We start from the raw sequence: 10745 nt of genomic DNA, 5'->3' as shown, positions 1-10745 counted from the left end.
TTTCTCAATCTTTGGCTGGGAATTTATACCCACTTATAATAGCATCTATTGCACCATTTTTACCCTTAATAGCATTAAATACTGCCATATAAACATGGACACAAACAAAAAATATTATAATATTCATACATATATGGTGAATAGCTCTAACATTAGCTAAGCCACCCATTGCTACTTCAATCTCTCTTAAAGGTTCATATAAAAGTCCGCCAAGTCCGTTATGATATACATGAACATATAGAATAAGCCCAGTTATTGATATCAAAAACGCAACCGCATAAAATATTATATATGCAATAAATTGAAGTGGATTATAAACCCCTTTTAGTTGAGGATGATCCCCTATAAATAGATAAAATTTAATCTGATCTATCCAAATTTTTGGATTTATGAAATCCAATATACTAACTAGTTCCCTTCTGCTTAATTTATCAAAAACAAACAGATATGATTTAAATATAATAGCACCTATCATTATAAATCCTGCTACTAAGTGGACAAAGCGCCACTTAGCTTGCAAAAATAGTACAGGTTCATCATTTATATTAGCACTTTGAAAAACATATGCTATATATAATCCACTAACTATTAAAACAGCTATAGTTATAGCTCTTATCCAGTGTGTGGCCCTATATCCTATAGAAAACTCGTATTCAGCTTTTCTTTCTGCATTTATTTTCATAGAATACTCCTTTATAAGCTCGGATTAACTTTATAATTACTAAGTTCATTACCTTTTGTATCCATAACATGTACAGCACATGCAATACACGGATCATATGAGTGAATTTTTCTTATAATTTCAAGCGGTTGTGTTAAATTAGCAATCTTTAACCCTATTAGACAAGCTTCGTATGATCCCATTTGTCCTTTTGCATCTTTTGGACTTGCATTCCAGGTTGATGGTACAACTGCTTGCCAATTTTTAATAACACCTTTTTCTAGTCTACACCAGTGGCTTAAAGTTCCCCTTGGAACATTGCCTATATATCTACCTTTGTATTCTTTATTTGTATCAATTTTATAAGGAACACAAGTTTCAGTATCTCCACTTTTAATGTTTTCTACTAAGTTGTTAAACGCTATTAGTCCATGATCAGCTATAACTTTTGCTTCTAGCATACGGCAAGCTGTTCTACCAAGTGTAGATAATACTGCATTTAATGGAAGCCCTGTATCTCTTAAGAACTTATCAACAATAGGAACAACATATTTGTTTCCTCTTGCATAGTTTACTACTATATTTGCCAATGGTCCAACTTGCATAGGTTTACTATCATATCTAGGAGCTTTTATCCAGCTGTATTTTCCTTTAGTGTCAAATACTTTTGTGTCAACTAGCTCACCTTTAGCATTTAGTGTTTTTTCATCTTTAAAGCCTGTATAGTTAGGCTCTTGCTCACCATCATAAGGATGAAGTGGTTCATTTCTTTTGTACCAAGAGTGAGTTGCTTCTTCTGTGATTTTATCTTCATCTAAATCATGAACTTTGCTTAGATCACCATTTAGGATTATACCACTATCAAAAAGCCATTCATTTCTTGAAATTTGAAACTCTTTATGTGTCCATAGGTTTGCAACACCGACATCATTTAAAACACTTGCTTCTTTTGAATATGCAATGCCCGCCATAACTAAATCAGGATAGTAAGCACGGTTAACAAAATCAGCCACTTCTTGGAATCTAGTTAAATATTCGCCAAGTCTTGTAGGACTTAAAATATCCATAACACAAGTTACCCCACCAACTGTTAAGCTTTGAGGGTGAGGTTGTTTTGCACCAAAGATTGCCATAAGTTGTGCTGCTGTTCTTTGAACTTTTAAACACTCTAGATAGTGAGAAAGTGCTATTAGGTTTTGTTCTGGAGTTAATTTATATGTAGGATGTCCATAATATGCATTTGCAAATGGTCCTAAATTTCCTTTATCAACAAATTTTTGAACTCTGTCTTGAACTAGTTTTAGCTGATCTGCACCACAAGCATATGGAGTTTCACACCATCTAAATGCTTCTTCGCTGGCTGCTTTTGGATCAGCACTAAGTGCACTTACAATATCAACATAATCAAGTGCATGTAGTTGATAAAAATGAACTATATGGTCATGGTAAAACAAGGCATTACTCATAAGAGTTCTTGTAAGCAATGCATTTAATGGTGGTGTTATACCAAGTGCATTTTCAACTGCCATAATACCTGCCTTATAGTGGGAATATGTACAAACTCCACAAATTCTTTGCAATAAAAAACCAGCATCTCTTGGATCTCTTCCTTTAACTATGGTTTCTAATCCACGCCACAAAGTTGAGCCGCTATAAGCTTCTTTTACAACATTATCATCATCAACAATCACCTCCACTCTAAGGTGACCTTCTATTCTAGTTACTGGGTCAACTACTATTCTTTGACTCATTTTGAATCTCCTTTATTTTTTCTTGAAGCACCTATAGCAGCATGTGCAGCTATAGCAACACCTGTTATGGCAAGAACACCAATTCCTATTTTATCTGCAGTTGCATCAGATCCCATACCTTTAAATACTGATTGATAAAGTCTATCTGTAAGGGGCTCTTCAAGTGGTCCCATAGTATCCCAAAAATCAGGTTCACTACAGCCTATACAGCCATGTCCTGCTTGAATTGGCCAAGAAGTATGCCCATTAAATCTTTCTCTTGAACAGTTATTAAATGTGTAAGGACCTTTACAACCCATCTTATATAAACAGTAGCCATCTTTTGCGCCCTCATCTCCAAATTGCTGAACAAATTCACCAGCATCAAAATGACCTCTTCTTTCACATAAATCGTGAATTCTTAACCCATATGACCATTTTGGACGACTATAGTTATCAAGTGCAGGAAGTGTTCCAAATAAAATATAATGCAAAACATTTCCAACTATATTTTTTTCACTAGGAGGACATCCAGGAACATTTATAACAGGTTTATCTGTAATTTTACTAAGAGGTTGTGCATTTGTTGGATTTGGATTTGCAGCTTGAATGCCACCAAAACTGCTACAAGTTCCTATTGCAAATATAGCTGCAGCATTTTTACTAGCAATTCTACAGTGCTCAGCTCCTGTTATACCATGAGGTCCAACTGTTAGATAAAACTCACTGCTTCCAGCAGGAATTCCTCCTTCTACCATAAGTATATATTGACCTTTATATTTCTCAATAGCATGTTCTAAATTCTCTTCAGCTTGCCATCCTGATGATATCATTATTGTTTCATGATATTCTAAAGATATGTAATCAAATATCAAACTATCAATAGTTGGAGTATCTGTTCTAAGTAAGCTTTCACTACAGCCTGTGCATTCAGCCATATGTAGCCAAATAACAGGAAGCCTATCTGCTAGTTCTGCTGCCTTTGCAACAGTTGGAGCAAAAGTAACTGGAAGACCCATAGTTACAGCCATAGCACTAGACCATTTCATAAAATCTCTTCTTGAAAAGCCTTTTTCTTCTAATAGCTTAGGTATTGAATTATCATGCATTTTTGGCATATTTTTAATTGTCTCTAGCCTATCTTTTATGATAGACAACTTATTGTCATATTTCATACTATCTCCTTGTTGCAAATACATCAAAATTAATTGAGCTAATTAGATTATATAGTAATAAAATATAAATATCAACTAAAAAAAATGGTTAGATTGATAAATTAAGATTTTAAAAAGAAAAGCATAAGAGACATTTTCTTATGCTTTTAATAGTATATGTTATTTTATAGAAATTTCAATATTATCATCTTCGGCGTATATTTTTATATTATCGCCATTTTTAATCTCGTCTTTTAAAATCATATCAGCAATTTTATCCTCAACAAGCTCATATAAAGCTCTCCTTAGTGGTCTTGCACCATATTCTAAGTCATATCCAGCTTTTGCAATTAGATTTTTTGCACTACTATCAAGAGTTGCTTTGATATCTTTATTTAAAAGTATTTTTTGAATATTTTTAAACATTATATCAACTATATCTATTAAGTTATTTTCACTTAATGGATTAAATATAATGATATCATCAAGTCTATTTAAAAACTCAGGTTTAAAATAGTTTTTAAGCTCATCTTTTACAACTTTTTCTCTATCATCACCTTTTAATTTCATTATAATGTTTGAAGCAATATTTGATGTTAAAATTATGATTGTATTTTTAAAATCAACTGTAACGCCTTTATTATCAGTTGCTCTACCATCATCTAGTATTCCAAGTAAGATATTAAAAATATCACTATGTGCTTTTTCAATTTCGTCAAACAGCAACACTGAATAAGGTTTTCTTCTAACTGCTTCTGTTAATTGTCCGCCCTCATCATATCCAATATATCCAGGAGGTGCACCAAGCAGTCTTGAAACGCTATGCTTTTCCATATATTCACTCATATCAAATCTAATCATAGCTTTTTCATCATCAAACAAAAACTTAGCTAAAGCTTTGGCAGATTCTGTTTTGCCGACGCCTGTTGGTCCTAAAAACAAAAAGCTTCCGATTGGTCTATTTTCGCTTGAAAGTCCAGCTTTATTTCTTTTTATAGCACGAGATAGTGCATGCAGTGCTTCATCTTGCCCAACGACACTCTCTTTTAAATGCTCTTCAACTTTAATGTATTTTTCCTTTTCACTAGCAAGCATTTTAGAAACACTAATTCCTGTCCATTTACTTAAAATTCCAGCAACTAAATCCTCATCAACTTCATTTTTAAGTAGCACTCCATGCTCTTGCATTGCTTTCCATTTGTTTTCAAGGCTTTTTATCTCATTTTTAATCTCTAAAATTTTACCATGCTCAATTGCAGCAACTTTGTTAAAGTCACCTTCTTCTTTTGCTTTTTCAGCCTCTATTTTTAAAGAATCTATCTCTTTTTTTGCATTTGAAATTGAGTTAAATACATTTTTTTCTTGTTCAAATTGCGAATTTAGACTATTTTTCTTCTCATTTAAATCAGCAATTTCTTTATCAATCTCTTTAAGTCTTGGCTCATTTTTTTCATTATTTTCCATTTTTAAAGCCTCTTTTTCAACCTCTAAAGTGATGATTTCTCTTTTTGCTTTAGCAAGTTCAAAAGGCTCACTTTCTATCTGCATTTTAAGTTCAGCCGCAGCTTCATCAATTAAATCAATTGCTTTATCTGGCAAAAATCTTCCACTTATATATCTATCACTTAGCTTTGCAGCAGCCACTAAAGCACTATCTGTTATGGTAACATTGTGATGAACTTCAAGCTTTTCTTTTATCCCTCTTAAAATTTGCAAAGCCTCATTAACTGTTGGCTCATTGATATTTACAGGTTGAAATCTTCTTTGTAAAGCCGCATCTTTTTCAAAGTATTTTCTATACTCTTTTAGAGTTGTTGCACCTATTGTATGAAGCTCACCTCTAGCAAGTGCTGGTTTTAAAATATTTGCAGCATCCATACTTCCCTCACTCGCTCCAGCTCCAACTATTGTGTGAATTTCATCTATAAATAGTATTATGTTTTTACTCTTTGTAACTTCGTTAATTACAGCTTTTAGTCTATCCTCAAACTCGCCCCTATACTTTGCACCTGCAATTAACGCACTCATATCAAGTGCAACTAGTTTTTTGTTTTGCAAACTTGTTGGCACATCTTTTTTTACAATTTTTTGAGCAAGTCCTTCAACTATAGCAGTCTTTCCAGTTCCTGGCTCTCCTAGCAAGATAGGGTTATTTTTTGTCTTTCTAATTAGAATCTGCATCATTCTATTTATCTCTTCATCTCTTCCAATAACTGGATCAAGCGAGCCTTCAATGGCTCTTTGTGTTAAATCAATACCATATTTTTTAAGACTGTCAAGGGTTTCGTCGCCTGATTCTGTTTCTATATTTCTATCACCTCTAAAAGCTTCTAATTCTTTTTTAATTTCACCAATATCAGCAAATTTTGATAAAATAGATTTTAGTGGTTCTGTGTTTAAATTTGCAATTATCCAAGTATCAACCGCTATAAATTTATCTCCCATACTAGTCATTAAAGCTTTTGCATTTTCTAGCGAACTAATAAGCTCTGTGCTAACTTTTAAATTTTGACTATTAACATTTGAACTAGTTGGTAATCTGGAAATTTGAGATTTAATCTCAAGTTCAACTGCCACTTTACTTATATTTTGTTTATTAAATACTTGATTCAATATAGATGAATTATCAACTACTAATGCCCATAATACGTGGATAGTCTTAACTTCAACATTCTTTGAATGCAACGCAAGTGATAGTGAACCTTCAACTAATCCTCTCATTTGATTTGTTAAAATTTCAAATATATTATTGTTCATAATCTTTCCTTTTATTTATATTATCTATATTATATAACTTTAGTCTTTCTTTGTCAAGTTTAATGAATATAATTTTTAAATTTATAATATTTTTTTATATTATAGTATTTACCTTATTTTTATAGAAATATGATAAAATACTATTTTATAAAAACATAATATATTGGAGAAATAATTGAAGAATAATAAAATTTTAAAATTTGGACTATTTTCAAACATAGCAATAGCACTACTTTTTTCTGTGAATTTAAATGCAAAAGTACCTGAAACAAAAGAAAAAGAAAAAGAAGAAACAAAATTAGAAACCCTAGCTAAGTTTACAAGAGTTATATCAACTGTTGAAAATAGTTATGCCGATGAGCTTACATTTTCAGAAATTATAAATAAAGCAATAGCTGGACTTATGACAAACTTAGACGCACATTCTGTATTTATGGATGCAAAAGCCTATGAGCAAACAAAAATTCAAACAGAAGGTGAGTTTGGTGGTCTTGGTATCACTGTTGGTATGAAAGATGGTGCTTTAACTATTATAGCCCCTATTGAAGGAACTCCAGCTGATAAAGCCGGTCTTAAATCAAACGATGTAATTCTTAGAATCGATGGAAACTCGACCATTGGAATTACTTTAGATGAAGCTGTTAGCAAAATGAGAGGAAAACCAAAAACTCCTATCACTGTTACCATAGTTAGAAAAGGTGAGGTAAAACCTTTTGATGTTAATATCATAAGAGATATTATAAAAGTTGATTCAGTATATGCTAAAAACATTGAAGATGAAAATATTCTATATCTTAGAATTACAAATTTTGACCAAAAAGTAACAAAAGAGGCGGCTAAATTTATAAATGAAAACAAAGACAAAAAAGGGATAATTTTAGATCTTAGAAATAATCCTGGAGGACTATTAGATCAAGCAATTGGACTTACAAATTTGTTTGTAGATAAAGGGGTTATAGTTTCTCAAAAAGGAAGAAATGAAAAAGAAAATTTAGAATACAAAGCCGAGCAAGATAAAAAGATAACAAATTTACCTATGGCTGTTTTGATTAATGGTGGAAGTGCAAGTGCAAGTGAAATTGTAAGTGGAGCTTTGCAAGATTTAAAAAGAGCTATCTTGATTGGAGAAAAAACATTTGGAAAAGGAAGTGTCCAAGTAGTTCTGCCATTAGATAACAAAGAAGCTCTTAAAATGACTATAGCAAGATATTATTTACCAAGTGGAAGAAGCATACAAAATTCTGGCGTAGAGCCTGATTTACTTGTTTATCCAGGTAAAGTTCCAGCTGAAAATAATGATTTTTATATAAAAGAGACTGATTTAAAACAACATTTAGAAACTGAATTAGAAAAATTAGATGATAACAAAAGTAAAAAATCTAAAAAAATGGAATTAAATGAAGATAAAAATAAAACATCTAAAGAGGATATCATTACAAAAACAATTTTATACAATGATATACAGTTAAAGACGGCGGTTGATAGTATCAAAATTTTAAATATTAAAAAGGATGGAAAATGAAAGTAACAAAAAAAGAGATGCTTTACGAAGGTAAGGCAAAAAAAGTTTGGAGTATGGTTGAGGATGATGATTGTTACATAGTTGAATTTAAAGATTCACTAACTGCTTTTAATGGACTAAAAAAAGCAGAAGAGCTTGGAAAAGGTGCTTTAAATAACAAAATCAGTACTCAAATTTTTAAAATGCTTGAAACAAAAGGTATAAAAACTCATCTAGTTGACACAATTAGCGATAATGAACAAGTTGTAAAAAAATGTAAAATTATCCCATTAGAAGTAGTTGTAAGAAATATAGCCACAGGTTCTTTAACAAAAAGACTAGGAATTAAAGATGGAACAGTTTTACCTTTTACCTTGGTTGAGTTTTGTTATAAAGTTGATGAGTTAAATGATCCTATATTAAATGATGATCACTGCTTAATTTTAAATGCTGTAGAAAATATAGAAGAACTTAATTATATAAGAGAAACAGCTAAAAAAATTAATAACATAATGCATAACTTTTTTAAAGAAAAAGGCTTGAAATTAGTTGATTTCAAGATAGAATTTGGAAAAGACAAAGATGGAAATATAATTTTAGCAGATGAAATAAGCCCTGATAGTTGCCGTTTTTGGGACGCAAAAACTAATGAAAAACTTGATAAAGATAGATTTAGACAAGGACTTGGTGGGCTTAAAGTTGCATATGAAGAAGTTTTAAATAGAATATTAAGCTAATAAGGATTTAAATGAAGGTCGTTGTGAATGTAAAATTAAAAGATGGTGTTTTGGATCCTGCTGGAAAAGCTACAGAGCATGCACTTACTTCTCTTGGTTTTAGTGATGTGGATAATGTAAGAATTGGAAAACAGATTATTTTAGATATCAATAAAACATCAAAAGAAGATGTTTTAAAAGATGTTAAAAAAATGTGTGAAGAGCTTCTTGCAAATACTGTTATTGAAGAGTATGAGATAGTGTTATGAAGGTAGCTATTGTAACATTTCCTGGAACAAATTGCGAAAGAGATACTAAATATGCCTTTGATAAATTGGGTTGCGATACTGAAATAATTTGGCATAAAAATACAAACATTAATGCTGATTTAGTTATTTTGCCTGGTGGTTTTAGTTATGGCGATTATCTAAGAACGGCCGCCATAGCTAAATTTAGCCCTATTATGAAAAGTGTTGTGGATCACGCTAAAAAAGGTGGGTATATACTAGGAATTTGCAATGGCTTTCAAATGCTTGTAGAGCTCAACCTTCTAAAGGGGGCTTTGCATAAAAATTTAGATCTAAATTTTATATCAAAATATCATCATGTAAAAGTTATATCTAATGACAATAAATTTTTAAGAAATTGTCAAAAAGATGAAATTTTAAATATACCTATAGCACATGGAGAGGGAAATTACTACGCAAGTGATGATGATATAAAGCAGTTACAAGATAATGAACAAATTTTACTTACATATTGTGACAAAGATGGCAATTCTTCAAATCCTAATGGTTCTGTTTTAGATATTGCTGGAATTTGTGATAAAGAAAAGAGAATTTTTGGACTTATGCCACACCCTGAAAGAGCCATTGAAAAAGAGCTTGGCGGAGTTGATGGCTTGAAGATGCTAAAAGGATTTATTTGATAAAAATAGCTAGATTACTTCTTGTTTTTATTGCTATAAGTGCTTTTGGTGTAGATGAGATAACCATGGATGATTTAAAAAATCTTAAACCAAATTCAAGTCAAAATATTAAGCCAAAAGCATACTCAGAAGAAGAGATTTTAAATAAAGAACATATAACTATTGATGATTTAAAGTTAATCGCACCTACAGATGAAGGAAATTTAAATTTAGATGATTCGGTAGTTTATCAAGATGTAAGAGTTACAAACCTTCTTCTTTCAACTTCAAAAATTCCTAAAAATGCATATGTGAATCAAATTTTTAAAATTGATTTAAAAGCTGATATCCAACAAGACATAAACTTAAATCTAGAAATTTTAATAGAAAAAACAGCAGATTTAAAGTGGATTAATAATAGTAAAATAACATGGATAAATGAAGGAAAAGGAGTATTTAAAACAACTCTTTGGCTTGAAGCAAATTCTACTAAATCTAAGCTCAATAAGATAGAAATTATAGCAACTAGAAATGGCGAGTTCTTTCAAAATGCAAGTATAAGACCTAAAATTCCAACTTTCATTGATATAGAAAAAAGGGATAATTATGCAAACATAGTTGCCGATGAACTTATAGTTAAAAGCTATAAAACATCTAAATTTGATGATCATTCAAACATTATGACAATTGAACTTAATGCTAAAAATTGCAATCTTAGCTCATTTTTTATAGATAGTGATGAGATAATAAAGCAAGGCATTAACTCAGTAAGAGGACTTTATGCTAATCAAAGTGGGTTTTATTTTGTAGTTTTTGATCAAAATAAAACAAATTTTGAATTTAATTACTTTAATGCAAAAACTAAACAATTTGAAAATTTTTCACTTGATGTTAATTTAATTACTGATGATTTAAGCACACAAACAGGACTTAGTCCGCAAGATGATCCATTTTTAGTTTATAAAAAATTCACCCTATTTTCTTTGGTTATAATACTACTTATTTTATATATATTAAGTAAAAATACAACTCCACTTATTTTTGCGGTATTTTTAATAGGATTTAATATATATATGAAAGACCCACATAGTGTTGGCGTAGTGTATAAAAGCTCTCATGTCAAAATACTACCTATGGAAAAATCTACCATTTTTTACATACCGAGCGAAGATGAAAATGTTCAAATTTTCGGTAGTAATAAAAACTACTACAAAGTAATGTTTAAAAATGGAAAAATTGGCTGGGTTGATAAGTCAAATTTAGAGATAAAATAATATTTTAAAACATATAAAGGTTAGAAAATTCTAACCTTTATATAT

The 10745-nt window shown here is 30.8% G+C and carries 9 protein-coding genes; 5 read left to right on the top strand and 4 right to left on the bottom strand.

All coding sequences use genetic code 11. From position 1 onward, the window contains the following. Positions 1-4: 4 nt before the first annotated feature. From cybH to CBLAS_RS04885, 4 genes are all read right to left on the bottom strand, one after another. Positions 5-682, bottom strand: a complete 678-nt coding sequence (gene cybH, locus CBLAS_RS04900) for a Ni/Fe-hydrogenase, b-type cytochrome subunit (RefSeq protein WP_106872638.1) — start codon at positions 680-682, stop codon at positions 5-7. Between the two features lie 11 nt (positions 683-693). Beyond that, positions 694-2412, bottom strand: coding sequence for a nickel-dependent hydrogenase large subunit (locus CBLAS_RS04895; RefSeq protein ID WP_106872636.1), 1719 nt, complete (start codon positions 2410-2412; stop codon positions 694-696). Beyond that, a complete protein-coding gene (locus tag CBLAS_RS04890; RefSeq protein ID WP_420913000.1) occupies positions 2409-3509 on the bottom strand; it encodes a hydrogenase small subunit in 1101 nt (366 codons plus the stop codon). Before CBLAS_RS04890 ends, CBLAS_RS04895 begins: the two co-directional genes overlap by 4 nt. A 216-nt stretch (positions 3510-3725) precedes the next feature. Beyond that, positions 3726-6302: an ATP-dependent Clp protease ATP-binding subunit gene (locus CBLAS_RS04885; protein ID WP_106872632.1), complete on the bottom strand. Its 2577-nt coding sequence runs from the start codon at positions 6300-6302 to the stop codon at positions 3726-3728. A gap of 175 nt (positions 6303-6477) precedes the next feature. Between CBLAS_RS04885 and CBLAS_RS04880 the strand changes: the two genes are divergently transcribed. The 5 genes from CBLAS_RS04880 to CBLAS_RS04860 are packed head-to-tail and all read left to right on the top strand — an operon-like array spanning position 6478 to position 10700. Further along, positions 6478-7824 (top strand): S41 family peptidase, encoded by a 1347-nt coding sequence (locus CBLAS_RS04880; protein WP_106872630.1) that lies wholly within the window; start codon positions 6478-6480, stop codon positions 7822-7824. Beyond that, complete coding sequence (gene purC / locus CBLAS_RS04875; RefSeq protein WP_106872628.1) at positions 7821-8540, top strand: phosphoribosylaminoimidazolesuccinocarboxamide synthase; 720 nt, start codon at positions 7821-7823, stop codon at positions 8538-8540. The genes CBLAS_RS04880 and purC overlap by 4 nt, the downstream gene beginning before the upstream one ends. 11 nt (positions 8541-8551) lie before the next feature. Beyond that, a complete protein-coding gene (gene purS, locus CBLAS_RS04870) occupies positions 8552-8788 on the top strand; it encodes a phosphoribosylformylglycinamidine synthase subunit PurS (protein WP_106872626.1) in 237 nt (78 codons plus the stop codon). After that, positions 8785-9447: a phosphoribosylformylglycinamidine synthase I gene (gene purQ, locus CBLAS_RS04865; RefSeq protein ID WP_106872624.1), complete on the top strand. Its 663-nt coding sequence runs from the start codon at positions 8785-8787 to the stop codon at positions 9445-9447. Before purS ends, purQ begins: the two co-directional genes overlap by 4 nt. Further along, the gene (locus CBLAS_RS04860) at positions 9444-10700 is read left to right on the top strand and encodes an SH3 domain-containing protein (protein WP_172658184.1); all 1257 of its coding nucleotides are present in this window, start codon (positions 9444-9446) and stop codon (positions 10698-10700) included. The genes purQ and CBLAS_RS04860 overlap by 4 nt, the downstream gene beginning before the upstream one ends. The last annotated feature ends 45 nt before the right edge of the window (positions 10701-10745 follow it).

Source organism: Campylobacter blaseri (assembly GCF_013201895.1).
Classification (GTDB): domain Bacteria; phylum Campylobacterota; class Campylobacteria; order Campylobacterales; family Campylobacteraceae; genus Campylobacter_B; species Campylobacter_B blaseri.
The sequence above is the reverse complement of the archived record's forward strand: the minus strand, read 5'-3'. Positions and strand labels throughout refer to the sequence as shown.

Coding starts and splice junctions, on each gene's coding strand:
- purC (WP_106872628.1), top strand. CDS start 7,821: ATGAAAGTAACAAAAAAAGAGATGCTTTACGAAGGTAAGGCAAAAAAA.
- CBLAS_RS04895 (WP_106872636.1), bottom strand. CDS start 2,412: ATGAGTCAAAGAATAGTAGTTGACCCAGTAACTAGAATAGAAGGTCAC.
- CBLAS_RS04890 (WP_420913000.1), bottom strand. CDS start 3,509: ATGCCAAAAATGCATGATAATTCAATACCTAAGCTATTAGAAGAAAAA.
- purQ (WP_106872624.1), top strand. CDS start 8,785: ATGAAGGTAGCTATTGTAACATTTCCTGGAACAAATTGCGAAAGAGAT.
- cybH (WP_106872638.1), bottom strand. CDS start 682: ATGAAAATAAATGCAGAAAGAAAAGCTGAATACGAGTTTTCTATAGGA.
- purS (WP_106872626.1), top strand. CDS start 8,552: ATGAAGGTCGTTGTGAATGTAAAATTAAAAGATGGTGTTTTGGATCCT.
- CBLAS_RS04885 (WP_106872632.1), bottom strand. CDS start 6,302: ATGAACAATAATATATTTGAAATTTTAACAAATCAAATGAGAGGATTA.